This window comes from Xanthobacter sp. ZOL 2024, assembly GCF_052932325.1.
On the sequence record NZ_CM128808.1, the window covers coordinates 3,268,170 to 3,290,241 of the forward strand.

Here is a 22,072-nt window from a genome sequence, read left to right on the forward strand (position 1 = left end):
GATGTTCTCCTCCTGATGGTTCGTGCCCGCCCGTGTCTCCAGGCGTGGCGGCGCGCCGTTTCGCGACGCGCGTCATTGGTCTCAAGAGGCTGTGCCGCGGGCGGCGATCTCGGCCCGCAGCACGGTCTTGAGGATCTTGCCGTAATTGCTCTTGGGCAGTTCCTCGCGCCGCTCGTAGCGCTTGGGGCGCTTGAAGCGGGCGATGTGGGCGAGGCAATGGGCGTCGAGCTCGGTGTCGGACACATCGGCGCCGGGGGCGGTCACCACATAAGCGACGACATTCTCGCCCCATTCCGGGTCCGGCTCGCCCACCACGCAGACCTCGCTGACCGCCGGATGGGTCAACAGCGCCTCTTCCACCTCGCGCGGGTAGATGTTGGTGCCGCCGGAGATGATCACGTCCTTGGAGCGGTCGGTGAGGGTGAGGAAGCCGTCGCCATCCAGCCGGCCGAGGTCGCCGGTGAACAGCCAGCCGTCGCGGATGGCATCGGCCGTGGCCTTGGGGTTGCGCCAGTAGCCGAGCATCACGGGCGATCCCTTCACCAGGATCTCGCCGGTCTCGCCGGCCGGCACCGGCGCGCCGCTGGCGTCGGCGATGCGCACCTCCACCACGCTCTGCGCCGTGCCCACCGAGGCGAGGCGGGCGCGGCCGGTGGCGGTCGCCGTGTCGGCATGGAAGGCGCGGGCGAGGGCGGTGATGGTCATGGGGCTTTCGCCCTGGCCATAGATCTGCACGAAGCGCTGGCCCATGACGGCGATGGCCTCTTCGAGATCGGCCAGATACATGGGCGCCCCGCCATAGATGATGGTCTTGATGCCGGTGCCGGTCTCGCCCCGCTTCTTGGCCGCATCGGTGAGGCGGCGGACGATGGTGGGGGCGGCGAAGAAGGTGAGGTTGCCCAGCGCGTGGCCGAGATCGAGCACCTCATCCGCATCGAACCCGCCGGAGGCGGGCACCACGTGGCGGGCGGCCACCCGCACATGGATGAAATTGTAGAGCCCCGCCCCATGGGACATGGGGGCGGCATAGACGATGGCATCCTCGGGCCGCGCCGTATCCACATCGGCGAGATAGGCGAGCGACATGGCCACCATGTTGCCGTGGCTCAGCATCACCCCCTTGGGGCGGCCGGTGGTGCCGGAGGTATAGAACAGCCAGGCGAGATCGTCGGCCTCCTGCGGACAAGGTTCGCCGAGAGGGCCATTGACGAGCGTGCGCATGGCCTCGAATTCCGCGCTCTCCACATCCACCAGCTGGGGCAGGCTCTCGCTATCGGCCACCTCGACCAGCGCCTCCAGGGTGTGGTCGGCGGCGAAGGCGAGGCGGGTTTCCGCATTGGCGAAGATCCAGGCCGCTTCGCGCCCGTGCAGCTTGGCGTTCACCGGCACCGCCGCCGCGCCCGCCCACCAGATGCCATACAGGCATTCGAGGTAGCGGGTGCGGTTGGTCATGAACACGCCGATGCGGTCGCCGGGCACCACGCCGTAGGTGGTGGTGAGCGCGCGGGCGATGGCGGCGGCACGCCGGGCGAAAGTGGCGTAGTCCGCCTCCACGGTGGTGCCGCACAGCAGGGCCGGGGCTTCAGGGTGGAGATGGGCGCTCGCGAGCAGCCAGCGGGCGACGTTCATCGCGCAGGCCGGGCCAGATGGGCGCAAGAAGGGCGGGGGGCGGCAATGCGGCCGCAGCGCTGTGGCGTCATGGATCCTTCCCGGGGGGAGCGATGCTTCCCGTTTCCTGCCTGAGGGCGCGCCGGTGGTCCGGCGTCGCGTGTTGTGTGCCGCCAGCAAAGCCCGGGTGACAGGGCCGCGGCAATGCGTAAAATTACGTGATGCGATGGGGGGAGCATGAGCGGCGACGATCAGGATCTCGCGATTGGTTTCCTGGAGGCCCCGGTGGCCCTCGCCTTGTCGCGCCACCGCATCATTCAGGCTTGCAATGGCGCCTTCGCCCTGTTGTTCGGCCATGCGGCGGATGCGCTCATCGGTCGTTCCCTGGTGCAGATCTACCCGTCGGTGGATACCTTCGCCGATGTGGCGGACCGCTGGATGGCGCCGCTGCGGGACCGCGGGCAGTTCGTCGACGAGCGCTTCATGCGGCGCAGCGACGGTGAATTATTCTGGTGCCGGGTGGCGGGTCGCACCTTGACCCCGGCCGATCCTCTGGCGCGGGCGGTCTGGAGCTTCACCGAGCTGCCGACCCCGGCCCATCTCGATGGCGCCCTGTCGCGGCGGGAGCGGGATGTGGCCTGCCACGTGGCGCGCGGGCGCACCTCCAAGGAGATCGCCAAACTGATGGGCCTGTCACCGCGCACGGTGGAAGGTCATCGCCTGCGCCTGATGCGCAAGCTGAAGGTGCGCAACGCCGCCGAGCTCAACGCCCGCATCAAGGGCGGGCTGGGCTGAGCCCCGCGCCGGGCATGGTCATACCGAATTGAGGGGGCGGATGTATCTCGCTGTCATCGTGCTGACCATGCTGGCGCTACCGCTGCTGGCCACCGTGCTTGAGCTGGCGGTGGGGGGCGGGGCGCCGGCGGCGGTGGCGCTCGGCTGGTTCGTAGTCTTCGGCATCGGCGTGCGGCTGCTGCTGGCGGGGCTGAAGCAGATGGCCCAGCCGGACTTCACCGCGCGCCTGCTCGATATTGCGGATCCGCGCGCGCGGGTGGTGATCCGCGAACTGGGCTTCGCCAACACGTCCATCGCCTTGTTGGCGCTTCTCTCGGCGGTCTCGCCCGCCTTCACCGTGCCGGCGGCCGTCACCGGCGCGCTCTTCTTCGGTCTCGCCGGCCTGCAGCATGCGACCGTCAAGGCGCGCAACGGCAAGGAGACCATTGCCATGGTTTCCGACCTCGCCCTGGCGGTGGTGCTGGCGGCGCTGCTGCTGGCGCGGATCGGCTGAGGGCCGAACTCCGTTTCAACCGTTCAGCTTTAACCATTCACTTGGCCGGAGACCCCGGCGAAGGCGCCCTCCACCAGTTCCGCCACCAGCAGGCGGGCGGGGTCCACCGGGCCGGGCAGGGTGACGGCGCCGGGGGGCACCCGCTTGAAGCCGAAGCGGGCATAATAGGGCTCGTCCCCCACCAGGATCACCAGCCGGTGGCCGGCGGCGCGGGCGGCGGTTAGGGCGGCATCCATCAGCCGCGCGCCGATCCCTACCGATTGAAACGGCGGCTCCACCGTCAACGGGCCCAGCAGCAGGGCGGGTGTGCTACCGATATGTACGGCCGTGAGCCGCACCGAGCCCACCAGCATGGTGCCCACCCGCGCCGTGAAGGAGAGCGCGCGGGCGTGCCCCACCTGCTCGCGGATGCGGAAGGCGGTGCGGGCGAACCGGCCGGGGCCGAAGGTGCGCGCATGCAGCCGGTCGATGGCCGTATCGTCGTTGGGTGTCTCAAGGGCGATGGTGAGCGGAAGTTCGGTCATGGGGCCGGGAATCTGATCTCAGGCGGTGCGATCGCCGGAGGCGCCGGACAAAGGCCGGACGGGTCGCGGGGCGGGCGCACACGGGGCGAAGGGGCGGGTGGAGGCTTGCGAAAGGGCGCCGGGCGAAAAGGCGCGATCGCGCGCGAAAGGCACGTCACATCCTATCGTCGTCGCTGCAGCCGCACGCCCATCTTTGCTGTCCCGCCTGCTGTCTCGTCTCCGGACACGCAGCGCCGATAGCATGGCGGCCGGCCCGGGTCCAGCGGCTGTGGTTCCCCCGTGCGGGCCGACGGCGCCTTTTCCGCGCGCAACGCGGCGTTGCGGCGCGGTGGCCGCTTCGCATAGGGTGCCGGCACTGTCGCTTCAGTGGACCACGGAGAGCATGTCACCACTCATCCGCCGCACCCTTTATGTCGTCCTGTTCGAGGCGGTCGGGGTGGTGTTCGTCAGCCTCGGCCTTGCCGTGTTCGCCGGTCATGAGGTGGACCAGACGGTGGGGGTGGCCATTGCCAGCTCCACCATCGCCATGGTCTGGAATTTCGCCTTCAACAGCGTGTTTGAAGCCTGGGAGCGGCGACAGAGCGTGCGTGGCCGCAGCTTTCGACGCCGCGTGGCCCATGCGCTGGGGTTCGAGCTCGGCCTGGTGCTGCTGCTGGTGCCGCTGATGGCCTGGTGGCTCGACGTGTCCCTGCTGGAAGCCCTGGTCTACGATATTGGCCTGGTAGCCTTCTTCGTCGTCTACGGATTCAGCTTCAACCTGGCATTTGATACGGTCTTCGGCCTGCCGGCCTCTGCCCGCCCGCTGGAGGCGCCGACGGAGGGAACCTCGCGCGGCGCCTGAGGGGCGCGCGGGTTTCTGCATCGCTGCAAGCGGGCTTTTCCGCCGTGGGGCTGGCCAGCCGCGCGCTGGCGGGGCAAGAGGAGCGCAGGCTTCACCGGTCAGCGGAGGAACGCGCATGGGCCTTCTCGTCGACGGCGTCTGGCACGACCAATGGTACGACACCGCGGCCACCGGTGGCCGGTTCCAACGGCAGGCCTCCCGCTTCCGCAACTTCATCACCGCCGACGGCGCCTCGGGCCCGACCGGGGAGGGCGGCTTTCCCGCCGCGGCCGGCCGCTATCACCTCTATGTCTCGCTGGCCTGCCCCTGGGCGCACCGCACCTTGATCATGCGGGCGCTGAAGAAGCTCGACGCGGTGATTTCGGTCAGCGTGGTCGATCCCTTCATGGGGAGCGAGGGCTGGACCTTCGATACGCCTGAACCGCTGCTGGGCAAGACCCGGCTGCATGAGATCTACACCGCCGCCGACCCCACTTATACTGGCCGCGTCACCGTGCCGGTACTGTGGGACAAAGAGCGGGCCACCATCGTCAGCAATGAATCGGCGGAGATCATCCGCATGTTCAACAGCGCCTTCTCGGCGTTCACCGATGTGACGGACGATTACTATCCCGAGCCCCTGCGCCCGGCCATCGATGCCATCAATGCGGTGGTCTATGACGAGGTGAACAACGGCGTCTACAAGGCCGGATTCGCCACGACCCAGGCCGCCTATGAGGAGGCGGTGGGCGTGCTGTTCCGCCGGCTCGATGCCCTGGAGGAGATCCTGGCCGGCCAGGCCTATCTGGCCGGCGATGCCTTCACCGAGGCGGACATCCGCCTGTTCACCACCCTGGTGCGGTTCGATGCGGTCTATGTGGGGCACTTCAAGTGCAACATCCGCCGCATCGCCGATTATCCGAGCCTGTCCAGCTATCTGCGCGCGCTCTACCAGCGCCCGGAAATCCGCCCCACGGTGAATTTCACCCATATCAAGCGGCACTATTACGAGAGCCACAAGACCATCAACCCCACCGGCATCGTGCCCGTCGGCCCACTGCTGGATCTCGACGCGCCCCATGATCGGGATCGCTTTCGGAATCGCGTCTCCTAGTTTGAAAGTCCTCTAAAGTGTCGTACGGCTGTCAGCGCCCGTGTGCAGGAAGGGTCTGTTCCGGCGATCATTTAGAGGCTTTGCGTGAACCCGCACCATCCCCATTCCGAACGCCATCTGGTGGATCGCATCGGCTGGCTGCGCGCCGCCGTGCTCGGCGCCAATGATGGCATCATCTCCACCGCCAGCCTCATGGTGGGCGTCGCCTCCGCCGCCAATTCGGCGGAAGAGGTGCTGGTGGCGGGCATCGCGGGCATCGTCGCCGGCGCCATGTCCATGGCCGCCGGCGAATACGTCTCGGTGAGCTCCCAGGCCGATACGGAAGAGGCGGATCTCGCCCGCGAGCGGCGCGAGCTCGCCACCATGCCCGAGCATGAGAAGCGTGAACTTGCGGCCATCTATGTGGAGCGGGGTGTCGCGCCGGATCTAGCCCTGCAGGTGGCCGAGCAACTCATGGCCAAGGATGCGCTGGGCGCCCATGCCCGCGACGAACTGGGCATTTCCGAGGTGGTGGCCGCCCGCCCGATCCAGGCGGCGCTCACCTCTGCCGCCACCTTCTCCGGCGGCGCCATTGTCCCCATCATCGCCGCGGCGGTGACGCCCCATCATCTGCAGGCCATCGTCATCTCGGCGGTGTCGCTGGTGCTGCTGGCGGTGCTCGGCGCGGTGGGCGCGAAGATGGGCGGGGCGAGCGTGCTCAAGCCGACGGTGCGGGTGGCCTTCTGGGGCGCGCTCGCCATGGCGGTCACCGCCGTCATCGGCCATCTGGTGGGCGCGGCGGTGTGAGCGGCGGCGTCAGGCGGCGTAGATCCAATCGTAGCGGTCGAGCAAAGCGTTGCCCTGCCGGCGGATCACCAGATCGCGGGCAAAGCGCGGCGGGCCGGAGAGGTGGTAGATGATGCCGTTGCGCCGCGCCTCGCGCTGGATGCGGGCGGTGCGGCTGCGGCGGGCCGCCTCATAGGCCTTCAGCGCGGCGCCGGCATCGCCATGGGCGGAAAGGGCCGCGGCCAGCGCCGCTGAATCCTCGATGGCCTGGGCGGCGCCCTGGGCGAGGAATGGCAGCATGGCGTGGGCGGCGTCGCCCAGCAGGGTCACCCGGCCCGAGCTCCAGCGCGGCAGCGGGTCGATATCGTAGAGGCCCCAGCACAGGAAGTGCGGGGCGCTCTTCAACAGCTCGCGGACCTCGGGGGCCCAGCCGGCGAATGCCGCGTGCACCGCGGCGCTGTCGCCGGGCGCGTTCCAGCGCGCCACCGGCTGGGGCTCGTGGACGATGGCGACGAGATTCAAGGTGGTGCCGCCCTTCACCGGATAGCACACCAGATGGGCGTTGCGCCCGAGATAGAGCCGCACCTCGGAGGGATAGCCGGCGGGCAGGTTCACCGTGGCGCGATAGGCGACACGATGGGCGAATACCGGCGCCGCCATGGCCCCCATATGGGCCCGCACCGCCGAGCGCACGCCATCGGCTCCCACCAGGATGTCGGCGCCGTGGGCGATGAGATCGCCGCCTTGGTTCACCACCGCGCGCACGCTGCCGAAGGCGGGCTCCACACTGGTGAGATCGGCCCCGAGGGCGATGGCGCAGCCGGCTTCCCGGGCGGCTTCCGCCAGCAGGTTCTGCAGATCGGCCCGGTGCACCACCAGGAAGGGAGCGCCGAAGCGGCTGGCGGCGGGCGCATAGTCCGCCCGCGTCAGCGGCGCGCCGCTGCGCCCGTCGCGCACCTCCAGCGCCAGCGGCGCCACCGCCACCTCCTGGAGGCGATCGAGAAGCCCGAGATCCCGGATGATTCGCGTGGCGTTGGGCGTGAGCTGGAGGCCGGCGCCTACCTCGCGCAGCTTCTTCGCCCGCTCGACCACCTGAACGGCGAGCCCTGCCCGCCGCAAGGTGAGGGCACAGGCGAGGCCGCCAATGCCGCCCCCCACCACCACCGCGCTGCGGGCGGCGGTCTTCGGCCGGGGGCGAAAGGGAATGGGATCTGTCATGGTCACGACCGCCGGCTCGGGCCGGCTGATGGTTCAGGCGGCAGAGCGCGCGTCGCCCTCATGAGCGTCGCCCTCATCATGCCACACACACGCCGCCGGCTGGGCGGCGCCGGCGGCAAGGGCCGGATTGTAGCGGTAGAGGGTGGAGCAATAGGGGCACACCTTCTCGGTGTCCTCGCCGAGATCCAGGAAGATGTGCGGATGGTCGAACGGCGGCTTTGCGCCGATGCACATGAACTCCTTGCTGCCCACCTCGATGACCGTGAGGCCGAGGTCGTTGCAGAAATGAGGAATGCCGGTGTCCGCCATGGTCCTGCCTGTAAAGGATCTAGAAAGCCGGCGCGACCTTACCCCCTGAGCCGCACGGATGAAAGGGGGCCCGCGGGCGCACCGGGCGCGGATGCGCCATGCGGATGGCGCCGGGGTTGAAGAGCACGGCGCGCTCCGTTAGCCTTGCCGCTTACGTTCCACGCAGCAAGGGAGGATGGATCCATGCCGCATGCCCGTATCGTCCTCTCTTCCGTCGCGCTCTCCTCGATCCGCGCCCTTTTGGCGCGTGCGAACGTGCCGGTGGCGTCCCATCGCCAGCCGGCATGATGGGCGCAGGGTGAGACGGATCGCTCGAGGCCGATAGCCCGCAGTTGATCGCTCGCACGTTGGAAAAGCCCGTCGCTGGTTTCCCGCCCGGGTCGTCGCGGTCCCGCTTGTCGTCGCTGCGACGTCTTTCCGCTCCATCGGTTTTTCATTCCACAGGTCGCGCCGTCGCAGTGTTCGCGCGCGACCTCATCAGGGCCGGTGGGCGCCGCGGGCGCTGCCGGATTTGGTCATGTCGCTTCTCTTCTCCAAAAGGCGGTCCAAGAGCCGGTCCAAGAGCCGGGGCCGGAACCAGACCGGTGCGGTTCTCGCCTTCCTGTGGCGCCATTGGCGCCGGCGTCCGGGGCTCATCTTCGCCACCGGCAGCGCGGTTCTGGTCTCCACCCTCGCCGAAGTGCTGGTGCCGGTGTTCGCCGGGCGGCTGGTGGAGGCGGTGGCATCGACGGCGCTGACGCGGGATCAGGCCCGCACGGCGGCGGTGGATGCCTTCCTCGTCATGCTGGCGCTGGGGGCGGTGATGCTGGTGGCGCGGCACCTGTCGTTCATGGCCATCATGCGCCTCACCCTGGGTTCCATGGCGGACATCGCCGCCGAGGCATTCGCCCGGGTGCAGCGCTTCTCCGCCGACTGGCATGCCAACAGCTTCGCCGGCTCCACCGTGCGCAAGATCTCGCGCGGCATGTGGTCGCTCGACCTTCTGGACGACACCCTGCTGGTGGCGCTGTTGCCCTCGGTGGTGGCGCTGGTGGGCTCGGCGGTGCTGCTGGGCTGGTTCTGGCCGGTGATGGGGCTGATCGTGGCAGTCGGGGCCGTCGGTTTCGTCGGCCTCACCCTGGTGCTGTCCGTGCACATGGTGGCGCCGCGGGCGCGGCTCTCCAACAGCTGGGACACCCGCATGGGCGGCGTGCTGGCTGATGCGGTGGGCTGCAACACGGTGGTGAAGGGCTTCGGCGCCGAGGCGCGGGAGGAGGCGCGCCTGTCCCGCGTGCTCGACAAATGGCGCGGCCGCACCCGTCGCACCTGGATGGCCGGCACCTGGGCCGGCACCCTTCAATTGGTGGCGCTCCTGGCGCTGCGCGCGGCCATCATCGGTGCGGTGCTGGTGCTGTGGTGGCGGGGGGAGGCGAGCCCCGGCGACGTGGCTTATGTGCTCACCACCTATTTCGTGGTGCATTCCTATCTGCGCGACATCGGCATGCATGTGCACAATCTCCAGCGCTCAGTGAACGACCTGGAGGAATTGGTGGGCCTGCATCACCAGCCGGTGGGCGTCGCTGACAGGAAGGACGCCGTGCCGGCCCGCGTCAGCGAAGGCCAAATCGCGTTCGAGCACGTGACCTTCCACTATGGCGGCCACGCGACACCGCTCTATCGCGACCTGTCGGTGACCATTGATGCCGGCGAGCGGGTGGGCCTCGTGGGTCATTCGGGCTCCGGCAAGACCACCTTCGTGAAGCTCATCCAGCGGCTCTACGATGTCACCGACGGGCGGGTGTGCGTGGATGGGCAGGATGTGCGATCGGTCACCCAGGGCTCCCTGCGGCGCGCCATTGCGGTGGTGCAGCAGGAGCCCATCCTGTTCCATCGTTCGCTGGCGGAGAACATCGCCTATGCCCGGCCGGAGGCCGCGTTCGCCGAGATCCACCGGGCGGCGGAACTGGCCAATGCCTCGGGCTTCATCGAACGGCTGCCGCGTGGCTATGGCACGCTGGTGGGCGAGCGCGGAGTGAAGCTCTCCGGCGGCGAGCGCCAGCGGGTGGCGCTGGCCCGCGCCTTCCTGGCGGATGCGCCCATCCTGATCCTGGACGAGGCCACCTCCAGCCTCGATTCGGAATCGGAAGCGCTGATTCAGCAGGCCATGGAGCGGCTGATGGTGGGCCGCACCACCCTGGTCATCGCCCACCGCCTCTCCACCGTGCGCGCCCTTGATCGGCTGCTGGTGTTCGACAAGGGGCGCATCGTCGAGGAAGGCGACCACGACGCTTTGGTGCAGATCGAAGGCGGCCTCTATCGCCGCCTGTTCGAGCGCCAGGCCCTGGAGCTGGCCAAGGGGCTCGCCGCGTAAGCCCGCGCGCGACCCAAAAAAGTCCCGCTCCGCGTTTACGACGGCTCGCGGGGTGGGACGTGCCTGCCCATATGGACCGAACCATGTTGCGCCTGTTCGCCCTGTTCACTGTTCTCGCCAGCCTCATCGGCGCGGCGCCCTGGCTGTTGCCGGTGGCGAAGAGCAGCGTGCGGCTGATTGCGGCCCATGATGATCCGGCCACCCTGGCGGATCTCGGCCTTGCCGGCTTCGATACAACGGCGGCAAGCCGCGCCATTGCGGATGCTCTGGCCGCCGATGACGGGGCGCTCGCCGCCTCCTTCGTGGAACTGGCGGACGCCCGCGGGGTGGCTCTTTCCCCCGAGCTGCGGGCGCAGGTGGCCGCTGCCAACAGTGGCACCGCTCAGGCGTGGCGCAGCGCCAAGGCGTTCGGCGGCGGCTTCATCACCGGCACCCCGGAGGATGCGGCGGGCCTTGCCGGCGCAGCGGTGGGTGATCTCACTTTATGGGGCGATCTGCGCGATGCCTCCCGCGAGGGGCTGAAGCTGGCCCGTGGCGAGGACCCCGACGAACTGATTCTCGGCCTCTCCGCTGCCGGCCTCGCCTTGAGCGCCGGCACCTATGCCACCCTCGGTGCCGGCCTGCCGGCACGGGCGGGGGTGACGCTGCTGAAGGGGGCCAAGCGGGCCGGCATGCTTTCCGCAGGCCTTGCCCGCAGTATCGGCCGGGCGGTGCGCGACAGCGTGGATCTCGCCGCCGTGCGCCGGCTGGCCAGCGGGACCGCGCCGGTGGACGCCGCCGCGCTCAAGAGCGTGGTGCGGGGCGAGCGCATGGGCCGGCTGGGGCGGATGGTGGAAGATGTCGCCACGGTGCAGGCCAAGGCCGGCACCCGGACCGCGCTGGACGGCCTGAAAGTGGCGGAAAATGGCGGCGACCTTCGCCGTCTCGCCCGCCTCGCCGAGGCCAAGGGCGGCCAGACCCTGGCTATCGTGAAAACTCTCGGCCGGGGCGCCTTGGTGGTGACCGGGGCGCTGCTGAAGCTGGTGGGCTGGGCCTTCGTTCTCATGGCCTACGCCTATGTGCTGGTGTCCACGCTGAACGGCTTCTGCGTCGCCTGCGCCCGTCGCCTCTGGCGGGGCGGGCGCCGCCGCAAGGCCATGCACTCCGGGCACCGTCTTGATGCACGGGACATCCGCCTCCGGCCGTCGCCGGCCAACGGGGCCGTTTCGCAGGGACGCGACGGGGTGGACGGCGACGCGGATCAGGTCTTCGTCCGGGTGCAGCGGGCCCTCGATGGCGCGATGGCCCTGGCGGCGCGGGATGCGCGCCACGCCGCGGCGATGACGGCGGGGGTTGGCAGCCCGGCGCCGCGGTTCTAGGTTCCCGCACCTCCCCACGCCCCGGCAGGCCGCACACCCGTGTGCAGACGGCCCGCGCGAAAGAACGCCATGCCCCATTTCAATTCCGATGGCATCGACATCGCCTATCTCGACGAGGGCGCCGGCGATCCGGTGCTGCTCATCCACGGCTTTGCCTCCAACAAGGAGATCAACTGGGTCGGCCCGTCCTGGATGACGACCCTGAAGGGCGCCGGCTATCGGGTGATCTGCTTCGACCATCGCGGTCATGGGGCGTCCGGCAAGGTCTATGAGCCGGGCCTCTACAACACCGCCCGCATGGCGGAGGATGCCAAGCGGCTGCTGGATCATCTCCACATCCCCCGCGCCGATGTGATCGGCTATTCCATGGGCGCGCGCGTTGGGGCCTATATGGCGCTGCTGTTTCCGGATGCGGTGCGCTCCCTGGTGCTGGGCGGGCTCGGCATCCATCTGGTGGACGGTGTGGGCCTGCCCCAATCCATCGCCGATGCCATGGAGGCGCCGAGCGTGGAAGCCATCGCCGACCCCATGGGCCGCATGTTCCGCACCTTCGCCGATGCCAACAGGCAGGACCTGCGGGCGCTGGCCGCCTGCATCCGCGGCTCGCGCCAGGTGCTGAGCCGGGACGAGGTGGCGCGCATCTTCCAGCCGGTGCTGGTGGCGGTGGGCACCCGCGACAAGGTGGCGGGCGATCCCCGGCCGCTGGTGGAGCTGCTGCCCGATGGCGAGGTGCTGGACATTCCCAACCGCGACCACAACCCGGCGGTGGGCGACAAGGTGTTCAAGCAGGGCGTGCTCGATTTCCTGAAGCGGCGGCCCTGAGCACGGCGCACCCGCGATGCCCCTCTCGCGGCGCTGCGGCATGTGCTAAAAGAGAGGGGATTTCCCGGCGCTGCCGGATGACCAGATTGAAGGAGGCAGGCATGGCGCAGACACCGGTGCCGGTTTCGCCCGCACAGCTTCAGGATCAGGCCGTGAGCCCCGTTACGCCGTCCATCGAGATGGACACCAGCACGGTGCGGCTCACCAAGGCGCCGGCGGATCGCTGGCACGACGTGGTGGATCCCGTGTGGGCGCGGGTGCGGGCCGAGGCGGAGGACGTGGTAGGTCGCGAGCCGGTGATGGCTGCCTTCCTCACCGGCGCCATCCTCGGGCAGCCGAGCCTCGAGGCGGCCATCGGCCAGCGCATCGCCAGTCGCCTGGATCATCCCGACGTGCCTGCGCCGGTGCTGCAGGCGGCCTATCTGGAGGCGACCACCGACGACAAGAGCATCTCCCAGGCGCTGCGCGCGGACGTGATGGCGGTGGTGGATCGCGACCCGGCGGCCACGCGGGCGCTGGATCCGGTGCTGTATTTCAAGGGTTTCCACGCTATCCAGACCCATCGTCTGGCCCACTGGCTGTGGCAGCGCGGCCAGCTGGATCTGGCGCTCTACCTGCAGAGCCGGGCCTCATCCGTCTACGGGGTGGATATTCACCCGCAGGTGCCCATGGGGCGCGGCATCTTCTTCGATCATGCCACCGGGGTGGTCATCGGCATGACGGCGGTGATCGAGGACGACGTGTCCATCCTTCAGGGGGTGACGCTGGGCGGCACCGGCAAGGAGACCGGCGATCGCCATCCCAAGATCCGCCGGGGCGTGCTCATCGGCGCCGGCGCCAAGGTGCTGGGCAATATCGAGGTGGGCCGTTGCGCCCGCGTCGCCGCCGGCTCGGTGGTGCTGAAGCCGGTGCCGCGCAACACCACGGTGGCCGGCATCCCGGCCAAGGTGGTGGGCGAGGTGGGTTGCGTGGAGCCCTCGCGCTCCATGGACCAGATGTTCGAGGACAGCTTCATCTTCGCCGGCGCCGATATCTGAGCGCAAAGACGACGCCGGCGCACTGATAACTGGGATTTGTGCGCCGTCCTGCCTTGAATGCGCCCGGCTGCACGGCCATAAGGCGGCGGTCCGACTTCAGGAGGCCCTCTTGGACAAAAACGACATCGAATCCGTGCAGCGTTATCTGCGCAACAAGTTCGGTAATCCGCAGATCAAGGTGGTCGCACGGCCCAAGAAGAAGGACTCCGCCGACGTGCTGCTCGGTGACGAGGACATTGGCGTCATCTTCGAGGACAAGGAAGACGGCGACCTCTGCTATCATTTCCAGATGACCATCTTCGATATCGATCTCGAAGACTGATGAGCCGGCGCCGGCACCTTCAGGTCTCGGGGCGAGGGGCGAAAACGGTCGCCCGCCCCGCACCGATGGTGAGGTCGCCGGATCGGATCGCTGCGGTGGCGCCACCGCAGTGCGGCCCGTCTCCCAGAGCGGGCGGCGAGATGTGATCGCCGGTGATGCGGCGGGCCCGGACCGGCGGTCCGGCCCGTCAGGTGCGGCGCGTTAGACGTTCAGGCCGCCTTCACCGGCGGCAGGCCGTCCACCGCTTCCTTGGCGATGGGCGAGAGGCCGGCGCCGCCGGCCGCCGCGTGGGCGGTGATTTTGGCGCGCATGCGCGGATCCCAGAATTTGGCGATGTGGGTGCGGGTCGCCACGACCGCGGCATCGTGCTTCTGCTGAGCGAAGGCGGTGGCGATCTGGTTGGCCATATAGACCAGCTTCTCATCGGAATTATGCGACATCGGGGGACCGCTCCTGGGCGGGATCGAGCGCGATGCGCCCGGCATGGGTGAAAATCTCGAAGCCGTCGGCACGCACGATGGCACACAGGGTGAGGCCCGCCGCGTCCGCCGTGCGCAGCGCCAAAGCGGTGGGGGCGGAGACGGCGGCGATGATGCCGGTGCCGAGCACCGCCGCCTTCTGCACCATCTCGATGGAGACGCGGCTGGTGAGCAGCAGCACCCCGCGCGCCGGGGTGAAGCCTTCCAGCGCCGCGCGGCCCACCAGCTTGTCGAGGGCATTGTGGCGGCCCACGTCCTCGCACACCGCGCGAATGCCGAGGCCAGGTTCGTAATAGGCGGCGGCATGCACCGCCCGGGTTTCGTGGTTGAGCGGCTGGCGCGGCGAGAGAGCGGCCATGGCGGCGAGGATCTCGGCGGGCGCGATGCGCGGGCCGGTCTCCACCCGTGCCGCCGGCTTCACCGCCTCGGCGAGGCTCTCCACCCCGCACAGGCCGCAGCCGGTAGGCCCGGCCAGCGCCCGGCGGCGGGCGGAGAGGCTGCGCATTTTATCCTCGGCGATCCAAACCCGCGCTTCGATGCCGTCCTCCACCACGATCTCCTCGATGGAGAGGATGTCGGCGGGGCTGACGACGATGCCCTCGGTGAGGGCGAAGCCCAGCGCAAAGGCGCGGATATCGGTGGGGCTCGCCATCATCACCGCATGGGTGGTGCCGTTGAAGGTGAGGGCCACCGGGGTTTCCTCTGGCACCGCACGGCTGCCCGTGGTGACGGTGCCATCGCGCACCTGCACGCGCGCCACCCGCAACGCCGGGGGCGGCGCGGAAAGGGGCGTCTGCGAACCATCGCAGATGTGGGGCGCGGGGAGCTCGGTCATGACGCTGGCGACCTTCGGTCGGGGGTCCTCTGTCGGGCCCATCGGGGCCGTGGTGTGTGTTCGAGGCGGACGCCCTTGCCGCCGGTGCACCCTCTCCCACCTGCGGGGGAGGGCAGGGAGGGGGCGGAGCCTTTCCGCTCGCCACCCCGCTGGGTTTTGAGGCCGGCTGGCCCCCACCCCAACCCTCCCCCGCAAGCGGGAGAGGGAGTGGCGTTGCGCCGGTGGTTGGCGCTGGCGTCTGACGCTGGCCGGTCGACCTCGGCGGCCCGGCGCGGCTGTCGGGCCGAGCCTTCCGTTGGCGAACCATCTCCCGCCTGCGGAGGAGGGCAGGGAGGGGGCGGAGCCTTTCCGCTGACCGCCCCGCGGGGTTTTGAGGCCGGCTGGCCCCCACCCCAACCCTCCCCCGCAGGCGGGAGAGGGAGTGGCGTTGCGCTTGGGGCGGGCGGGTGGCGCCGGGCTACTCCGCGGCTTCGGCGGCGATGCGGCGGCTCTTGCGGCTCAGGTCCTCATATTCCTCCTGCCACGGGGTCGGGCCGTTGGAGCGGGAGACCTGCACGGCGGTGACCTTGTATTCCGGGCAGTTGGTGGCCCAGTCCGAGAAGTCGGTGGTCACCACGTTGGCCTGGGTCACCGGGTGGTGGAAGGTGGTGTAGACCACCCCCGGCGCCACCCGCTCGGAGATCACCGCCTTCAGGGAGGTGGAGCCCGAGCGGCTCTCCAGCTTCACATAATCCCCTTCGTGGATGCCCCGGTTCTCGGCATCGGAGGGGTGGATCTCCAGCACGTCTTCCGGATGCCAGGCGACGTTCGCGGTGCGCCGGGTCTGGGCGCCCACATTGTATTGGGAGAGGATGCGCCCGGTGGTGAGCAGCAGCGGGAAGCGCGGCCCGGTCTTCTCGTCGGTGGGCACGTATTCGGTGAGCATGAACTTGCCCTTGCCGCGCACGAAGCCGCCGATATGCATCACCGGGGTGCCCGTGGGCGCCTTCTCGTTGCAGGGCCACTGCACCGAGCCCAGCTCGTCGAGCTTGGCATAGCTTACGCCGGTGAAGGAGGGGGTGAGCGCGGCGATCTCGTCCATGATCGCGCCCGGATGGGCATAGTCCATCTTGAAGCCCAGCGCGTTGGCGAGCATCTGGGTCACTTCCCAGTCGGCATAGCCGTTCTTCGGTGCCATCACCTTGCGCACCCGCTGGATGCGGCGTTCCGCATTGGTGAAGGTGCCGTCCTTTTCCAGGAAGGTGCAGCCCGGCAGGAACACGTGGGCGTAATTGGCGGTCTCGTTCAGGAACAGGTCCTGCACCACCAGGCATTCCAGGGCGGCAAGGCCGGCCGAGACATGCTTGGTGTCGGGATCGGACTGCAGAATGTCCTCGCCCTGCACATACATGCCCTTGTAGGTGCCCTCCACGGCCGCATCGAACATGTTGGGAATGCGCAGGCCCGGTTCGTCGTCGAGATGCACGCCCCACATGGCCTCGAATGCGGCGCGGGTGGCATCGTCGGAGATGTGGCGATAGCCCGGCAGCTCATGGGGGAACGAGCCCATGTCGCACGAGCCCTGCACATTGTTCTGCCCGCGCAGCGGGTTCACGCCCACGCCCTCGCGGCCGATGTTGCCGGTGGCCATGGCAAGGTTGGCGATGGCCATCACCGTGGTGGAGCCCTGCGAGTGCTCGGTGACGCCGAGGCCATAATAGATGGCCCCGTTGCCGCCGGTGGCATAGAGCCGGGCGGCCCCGCGCACCAGCTCCGCCGGCACCTTCGTGTATTTTTCCACCGCCTCGGGGGAGTGGCGCTCATCGGCGACGAACGCCGCCCACTCCTGGAAATCCTCCCAGTCGCAGCGCTCGCGCACGAAGGCTTCGTTCACCAGGCCCTCGGTGACGATCACATGGGCCAGCGCGGTGACGATGGCCACGTTGGTGCCGGGCTTCAGCGCCAGATGGAAGGCGGCCTCGATATGGGGCGAGCGCACGATGTCGGTGCGGCGCGGATCCACCACGATGAGCTTGGCGCCCTCGCGCAGCCGCTTCTTCAGGCGCGAGCCGAACACCGGGTGGCCGTCGGTGGGGTTGGCGCCGATGATCAGCACCACGTCGGACTGTTCGACGCTGTCGAAATCCTGGGTGCCGGCGGAGGTGCCATAGGTCTGCGAGAGGCCGTAGCCGGTGGGCGAGTGGCAGACCCGGGCGCAGGTGTCCACATTATTGTTGCCGAAGCCGCCGCGGATCAGCTTCTGAACGAGGTAGGTCTCTTCATTGGTGCAGCGGGACGAGGTGATGCCGCCCACCGCGCGCTTGCCATACTTCTCCTGGATCCGCTTGAATTCCGAGGCGGCGTATTGGATCGCCTCCTCATAGGTCACTTCCTGCCACGGCTCGGAGATGGACGAGCGGATCATGGGTTTCAGGATGCGGTCCTGGTGGGTGGCGTAGCCATAGGCGAAGCGGCCCTTCACGCAGCTGTGGCCGCGGTTCGCCTTGCCGTCCTTGTAGGGCACCATGCGCACCAGCTCGTCGCCGCGCATCTCCGCCTTGAAGGCGCAGCCGACGCCGCAATAGGCGCAGGTGGTCACCACCGCATGCTCGGGGGTGCCGATTTCCACCATGGACTTCTCATTGAGGGTCGCGGTGGGGCATGACTGCACGCAGGCGCCGCAGGACACGCATTCGGAGGTGAGGAAGGGCTCGTTCATGCCCGGCGACACGCGGCTGTCGAAGCCCCGGCCGGAAATGGTCAAGGCGAAGGTGCCCTGCACCTCCTCGCAGGCGCGCACGCAGCGATTGCAGACGATGCACTTTGATTTTTCATAGGTGAAATAGGGGTTGGATTCGTCCTTCCCCAAATGCGTGTGGTTCTCGCCCTCATAGCCGTAGCGCACGTCGCGCAGGCCCACCACGCCGGCCATCTCCTGCAGTTCGCAATCGCCATTGGCGGAGCAGGTGAGGCAGTCGAGCGGATGGTCGGAGATGTAGAGCTCCATCACCCCCTTGCGCAGCTGCTTCAGCCGCTCTGTCTGCGTCTTCACCACGATGCCGTCGGCCACCGGCGTGGTGCAGGAGGCGGGGGTCCCGTTGCGGCCCTCGATCTCCACCAGGCACAGGCGGCAGGAGCCGAAGGCATCGAGCATGTCGGTGGCGCACAGCTTGGGGATCTTGTTCCCCACCTCCATGGCCGCCCGCATGATGGAGGTGCCTTCGGGCACGCTCACCTGCATGCCGTCGATGGTGAGTGTCACCAGCTTCTCGGATTTGGAAACCGGCGTGCCGTAGTCGATGTCGGAGATGAGGGACATGGGGCGTTCCTCTCAGGAAGGACGATGGCGCCGGGGGCGCGGAAATGGTGTCGAGCCGTCGAACCCTGCAGCGCCGTCACGCTCCGGCTCGACCGGAGCATCCATGGCGCTGCGGGTGCCGGCTGCGGCGGCGGTAGGCCCTCCGGTCAAGCCGGAGGGCGACGGGGGGGCGAGCGGCGACGGGGGGAGGAGCGGTGACAGCGGTGGAAAGGCGGATGTTGGCGATCGGCGCGGCCGTCGCGCCGTGCTTCCCCCTAAGCTACCGTCATGCTCCGGCTCGACCGGAGCATCCAGGACGCTGCGGGTGCCGGCTGCGGCGGCGATGGGCCCTCCGGTCGAGCCGGAGGGCGACGGGGGGAGGAGGGGAGACGGTGGTGGGAAGGCGGATGCTGGCGATCGGCTTGGCCGTCGCGTCACGCCCTGCCAAACCCCGCCGTCATGCAACAAGCCGCCGTCACGCTCCGGCTCGACCGGAGCATCCATGGCGCTGCGGGTGCCGGCTGCGGCGGCGGTGGGCCCTCCGGTCGAGCCGGAGGGCGACGGGGGGAAGGCGAAGCCCATCACCCTTACTCCGCCGCCGCCGGCAGACTGGGCGCGGCGCCGAAGTCTTCCGGGAAATGGTTGAGGGCGCTCAGCACCGGATAGGGGGTGAAGCCGCCCAAGGCGCACAGGGAGCCGAGCTTCATGGTGTGGCAGAGATCGCGCAGCAGCACGAGGTTCTGCTCGCGCTTCTCGCCGGTCACCACCTTGTCGAGGGTCTCGACGCCGCGGGTGGAGCCGATACGGCAGGGGGTGCACTTGCCGCAGCTTTCGTGGGCGCAGAACTCCATGGCGAAGCGGGCCATGTGGGCCATGTCCACCGTGTCGTCGAACACCACGATGCCGCCATGGCCGATCAGCGCATCCTTGGCCGCAAACGCCTCATAGTCGAACGGCGTGTCGAACTGGGAGACCGGCATGTAGGCGCCCAGCGGCCCGCCCGCCTGCACCGCCCGCACCGGCCGCCCGGAGGCCGTGCCGCCGCCGATGTCGTTGACCAGCTCGCCGAGGGAAATGCCGAATGCGGTCTCGAACAGGCCGCCATATTTGATGTTGCCGGCCAGCTGGATGGGCATGGTGCCCCGCGAGCGGCCCATGCCGAAATCGCGGTAGAAGCTGCCGCCCTTGTCCAGGATCACCGGGACGGTGGCGAGCGACACCAGATTGTTGATGACGGTGGGCTTCTGGAACAGGCCCTTGTGGGCCGGCAGCGGCGGCTTGGCGCGCACCAGGCCGCGCTTACCCTCCAGGCTTTCCAGGAGCGCCGTCTCCTCGCCACACACATAGGCGCCGGCGCCCATGCGCATCTCGAGCTCGAAATCGTGCCCGGAGCCGAGGATGTTCTTGCCCAGCAGGCCGGCGGCGCGGGCCTTCTCGATGGCCTTTTCCATCACCACGAACGACAGCGGATATTCGGAGCGGGAGTAGACATAGCCCCGGGTCGCGCCCACCGCGAAGCCGGCGATGGTCATGCCCTCGATGAGGCAGAACGGGTCCGCCTCCATGATCAGCCGGTCGGCGAAGGTGCCGCTGTCGCCCTCGTCCGCATTGCAGACGATATAGCGCTGGTCGGCCTCGGCGGCGGCGACGGTGCGCCATTTGATGCCGGTGGGAAAGCCGGCGCCGCCGCGGCCGCGCAGGCCGCTTTCCACCACCTCTTCCACCGTCGCGGCCGGCCCCAGCTCCAGTGCCCGCTTCAGGCCGCGATAGCCGCCATGGGCCTCGTAATCGGTGAGGGAGAGGGGATCGATGATGCCGACGCGGGCGAAGGTGAGGCGGGTCTGCTTCTTGAGATAGGGGATCTCATCCACGAGCCCGACGCACAGGGGATGCTCGCCGCCATGGAGCAGGCCGGCGTGGAGCAGTTCCTCCACGTCGCCGGGCTTGACCGGGCCGTAGCCCACGCGGCCCTTCTCGGTTTCCACCTCGATCAGCGGCTCCAGCCAGAACAGGCCGCGCGAGCCGTTGCGGGTGATGTCGGCGGTGACGCCGCGGGCGGAGAGGCCCTTCTCCAGCTTATGGGCGACCCGATCGGCGCCGCAGGCGATGGCGGTGGCGTCGTTGGGGACGAAGATGCGGGGCGACTTCATCAGGCGTCTCCGAAGCTTTTGCCGGCGGCGAAGGCGTCGGCCATCTCGTCGATGGCTTGCGGATCGAGGCGGCCCACCAACTGGCCGTCCACCAGCGCCGAGGGGGCGCAGGCGCACAGGCCGAGACAATAGATGGGCTCAAGGGTGATGGCGCCATCAGTCGAGGTCTCGCCCATGGCGACGCCGAGCTTGTCCTCGGCATAATCGGCCAGCGCCTTGCCGCCCATGGATTGGCAGGCCTCGGCGGCGCACAGCTTCACCACATGCCGGCCCGGCGGCTCGCGGCGGAAGTCGTGATAGAAGGTGAGGACGCCATAGACCTCGGCGCGGGAGAGGTTGAGGCTCTCGGCGATCAGCGGCACGGCGGGATCGGGCACGAAGCCGAAGGTCTCCTGCAACGCGTGCAGGATGGGCATGGTGGCCCCCTCCAGGTGACGAAGCTCGCCGATCACCTGCGCCGCGCGCTCGGTGCTCCAATCCTCATAGACCGCCATGGGCGTCTGCCTTCCCACGTCACCGGAGCCGTATGCACACGGCCCTTCCTTGTGATGATTTCAAACAGACTGTCACAATTGCGGAGCTGATCAATGCAGCTGTAGGATGTTGCGATAGAACATTTCTATGGAGCGGCGCGCGAGGCATTGGCTACCCCCCGATCCATCAGCCTCCAAGCTGCGGCAAAATGGACGTTAAGGGACGGGCGCGCCACCAGCGATCGGACTTTTCTATGTGTACCGGCGTGCGCTCCGGAATGGCGTTATTGCATTGCAGCGAGGGCGGGGTCGGCCAGCACCTGCTGATCGAGCTTGGGGGCGATGCGTCGGGCCTCCGCCACCAGGGCGGAGATGATCGGGGTGGTGGGTTCGCGATGGGGCACCACCAGGCCGATGGAATGGGAGATGTCCGGCTCGATGATGGGAATGGCCCGCACCACCGCTGTCAGCCCCAGGGAATCGGCCAGCATGGCCGGCATCACGCTGGCCCACAGGCCGGTGCGCACATGGGTGAACAGAACCGTCATGGAATTGGATTCGAGGGTCGGCTGGGTGCGGGCGCCGACCGTGGCTAGAAGGCCGTCGACGATGCGCCGGTTCTGCATGTCCGGGGTGAGCAGGGCCAAGGGCAGCTCGGCCACCTCCGCCCAGGTCACGCGCGCCCGATCGCCGAACCGGGCCTCGGGCGAGGTGACGAGCCGGTAGCGCTCGCGGTAGAGCGGCACCGTGTTGACCCGGCCCAGGGGCTCGTTGTCGAGATAGGTCAGGCCCGCGTCGATCTCCAGATTTTCGAGGTCGCTCAAAATCTCCAGGGACGTGCGCGAGATCACCGTGAAGCGCACGTCGGGGTGGCGGGCGCGGAACGGGGTGGTCAGCGCCGCCACCATGGGCAAAGCGGTGGGAATAGCGGCGATGCGCAGTGGCCCGGAAAGGCCGCGCTTCAAGGCGTCGATATCCTGGCGCATGGCGCGGGTGTCGGAGACGATGCGCCGCGCCCACTCCAGCGTGCGCTCGCCTTCCGGAGTGAACCCGAGGAAGCGGGATCCGCGCTGCACCAGCAGCACGCCCAAGGTGTCCTCCAGCTGCTTGATGCCGGCGGACAGGGTGGGCTGGGTGACGCCGCAAGCCTCGGCGGCGCGGCCGAAGTGGCGTTCCCTGGCGAGGGCGATCAGATATTCGAGCTTGTCGATCATGGCGCCATATCAGGGCCTCGCCGCAGCGGACGCAACCGGTCGTCGTTGCTGCAATGCAGCGGGATAACGCTTTGTTAACCCTACACGTGATTATCAAAATACCGTTCAG

At 68.7% G+C, this 22,072-nt stretch carries 20 protein-coding genes; 10 read left to right on the top strand and 10 right to left on the bottom strand.

All coding sequences use genetic code 11. From position 1 onward, the window contains the following. Window positions 1-81: 81 nt before the first annotated feature. Window positions 82-1,629, bottom strand: coding sequence for an AMP-binding protein (locus ACU4E7_RS14925; RefSeq protein WP_447019305.1), 1,548 nt, complete (start codon window positions 1,627-1,629; stop codon window positions 82-84). 216 nt (window positions 1,630-1,845) lie between these two features. Between ACU4E7_RS14925 and ACU4E7_RS14930 the strand changes: the two genes are divergently transcribed. Together ACU4E7_RS14930 and ACU4E7_RS14935 are read left to right on the top strand one after the other, a co-directional pair. Continuing rightward, complete coding sequence (locus tag ACU4E7_RS14930; RefSeq protein WP_447019306.1) at window positions 1,846-2,403, top strand: LuxR C-terminal-related transcriptional regulator; 558 nt, start codon at window positions 1,846-1,848, stop codon at window positions 2,401-2,403. A gap of 40 nt (window positions 2,404-2,443) precedes the next feature. Further along, window positions 2,444-2,896, top strand: coding sequence for a DUF6790 family protein (locus ACU4E7_RS14935; protein ID WP_447019307.1), 453 nt, complete (start codon window positions 2,444-2,446; stop codon window positions 2,894-2,896). Between the two features lie 29 nt (window positions 2,897-2,925). On the opposite strand, the gene ACU4E7_RS14940 is transcribed toward ACU4E7_RS14935, so the two are convergent. Continuing rightward, on the bottom strand, window positions 2,926-3,420 hold the full coding sequence (locus ACU4E7_RS14940; protein WP_238121789.1) for a GNAT family N-acetyltransferase: 495 nt from the start codon (window positions 3,418-3,420) through the stop codon (window positions 2,926-2,928). Between the two features lie 382 nt (window positions 3,421-3,802). Here ACU4E7_RS14940 and ACU4E7_RS14945 point away from each other — a divergent pair, with 382 nt between their 5' ends. The 3 genes from ACU4E7_RS14945 to ACU4E7_RS14955 all read left to right on the top strand — a co-directional run bounded on the left by ACU4E7_RS14945 (window position 3,803) and on the right by ACU4E7_RS14955 (window position 6,140). Then, on the top strand, window positions 3,803-4,261 hold the full coding sequence (locus ACU4E7_RS14945; RefSeq protein ID WP_238121790.1) for a PACE efflux transporter: 459 nt from the start codon (window positions 3,803-3,805) through the stop codon (window positions 4,259-4,261). Between the two features lie 115 nt (window positions 4,262-4,376). Next, complete coding sequence (locus ACU4E7_RS14950; protein WP_447019308.1) at window positions 4,377-5,354, top strand: glutathione S-transferase family protein; 978 nt, start codon at window positions 4,377-4,379, stop codon at window positions 5,352-5,354. Between the two features lie 84 nt (window positions 5,355-5,438). Next, window positions 5,439-6,140, top strand: a complete 702-nt coding sequence (locus ACU4E7_RS14955) for a VIT1/CCC1 transporter family protein (protein WP_447019309.1) — start codon at window positions 5,439-5,441, stop codon at window positions 6,138-6,140. A gap of 9 nt (window positions 6,141-6,149) precedes the next feature. On the opposite strand, the gene ACU4E7_RS14960 is transcribed toward ACU4E7_RS14955, so the two are convergent. Both ACU4E7_RS14960 and ACU4E7_RS14965 read right to left on the bottom strand, forming a co-directional pair. After that, window positions 6,150-7,337: an FAD-dependent monooxygenase gene (locus tag ACU4E7_RS14960; RefSeq protein WP_238121793.1), complete on the bottom strand. Its 1,188-nt coding sequence runs from the start codon at window positions 7,335-7,337 to the stop codon at window positions 6,150-6,152. Between the two features lie 33 nt (window positions 7,338-7,370). Beyond that, window positions 7,371-7,646, bottom strand: coding sequence for a zinc-finger domain-containing protein (locus tag ACU4E7_RS14965; protein WP_447019310.1), 276 nt, complete (start codon window positions 7,644-7,646; stop codon window positions 7,371-7,373). Between the two features lie 517 nt (window positions 7,647-8,163). Between ACU4E7_RS14965 and ACU4E7_RS14970 the strand changes: the two genes are divergently transcribed. From ACU4E7_RS14970 to ACU4E7_RS14990, 5 genes are all read left to right on the top strand, one after another. Further along, entirely contained in the window at window positions 8,164-9,996 is a 1,833-nt protein-coding gene (locus ACU4E7_RS14970) for an ABC transporter ATP-binding protein (RefSeq protein WP_447019311.1), read from the top strand. Window positions 9,997-10,067: 71 nt separating this feature from the next. Beyond that, complete coding sequence (locus ACU4E7_RS14975; protein ID WP_447019312.1) at window positions 10,068-11,354, top strand: hypothetical protein; 1,287 nt, start codon at window positions 10,068-10,070, stop codon at window positions 11,352-11,354. A 69-nt stretch (window positions 11,355-11,423) separates the two neighbouring features. Continuing rightward, window positions 11,424-12,176 carry an alpha/beta fold hydrolase gene (locus tag ACU4E7_RS14980; protein WP_447019313.1) on the top strand — a complete coding sequence of 251 codons (753 nt, stop codon included), beginning with the start codon at window positions 11,424-11,426 and terminating at the stop codon, window positions 12,174-12,176. Window positions 12,177-12,355: 179 nt separating this feature from the next. Further along, window positions 12,356-13,213 (top strand): serine O-acetyltransferase, encoded by an 858-nt coding sequence (gene cysE, locus ACU4E7_RS14985; protein WP_238122028.1) that lies wholly within the window; start codon window positions 12,356-12,358, stop codon window positions 13,211-13,213. Window positions 13,214-13,322: 109 nt separating this feature from the next. Further along, on the top strand, window positions 13,323-13,535 hold the full coding sequence (locus ACU4E7_RS14990; protein ID WP_238121799.1) for a DUF3126 family protein: 213 nt from the start codon (window positions 13,323-13,325) through the stop codon (window positions 13,533-13,535). A 209-nt stretch (window positions 13,536-13,744) separates the two neighbouring features. Here the strand turns inward: ACU4E7_RS14990 and ACU4E7_RS14995 are convergent, their stop codons facing one another. From ACU4E7_RS14995 to ACU4E7_RS15020, 6 genes are all read right to left on the bottom strand, one after another. Beyond that, window positions 13,745-13,975 carry a formate dehydrogenase subunit delta gene (locus ACU4E7_RS14995; RefSeq protein WP_238121800.1) on the bottom strand — a complete coding sequence of 77 codons (231 nt, stop codon included), beginning with the start codon at window positions 13,973-13,975 and terminating at the stop codon, window positions 13,745-13,747. After that, window positions 13,965-14,849 (bottom strand): formate dehydrogenase accessory sulfurtransferase FdhD, encoded by an 885-nt coding sequence (fdhD, locus tag ACU4E7_RS15000; protein WP_447019314.1) that lies wholly within the window; start codon window positions 14,847-14,849, stop codon window positions 13,965-13,967. The genes ACU4E7_RS14995 and fdhD overlap by 11 nt, the downstream gene beginning before the upstream one ends. Window positions 14,850-15,306: 457 nt before the next feature. Next, a complete protein-coding gene (gene fdhF, locus ACU4E7_RS15005) occupies window positions 15,307-18,147 on the bottom strand; it encodes a formate dehydrogenase subunit alpha (protein WP_238121802.1) in 2,841 nt (946 codons plus the stop codon). A gap of 566 nt (window positions 18,148-18,713) precedes the next feature. Then, window positions 18,714-20,276 carry a formate dehydrogenase beta subunit gene (locus ACU4E7_RS15010; protein WP_447019315.1) on the bottom strand — a complete coding sequence of 521 codons (1,563 nt, stop codon included), beginning with the start codon at window positions 20,274-20,276 and terminating at the stop codon, window positions 18,714-18,716. After that, a complete protein-coding gene (locus ACU4E7_RS15015) occupies window positions 20,276-20,770 on the bottom strand; it encodes a formate dehydrogenase subunit gamma (protein WP_238121804.1) in 495 nt (164 codons plus the stop codon). Before ACU4E7_RS15015 ends, ACU4E7_RS15010 begins: the two co-directional genes overlap by 1 nt. Before the next feature lie 263 nt (window positions 20,771-21,033). After that, entirely contained in the window at window positions 21,034-21,963 is a 930-nt protein-coding gene (locus ACU4E7_RS15020; protein ID WP_447019316.1) for a LysR family transcriptional regulator, read from the bottom strand. Between the last annotated feature and the right edge of the window lie 109 nt (window positions 21,964-22,072).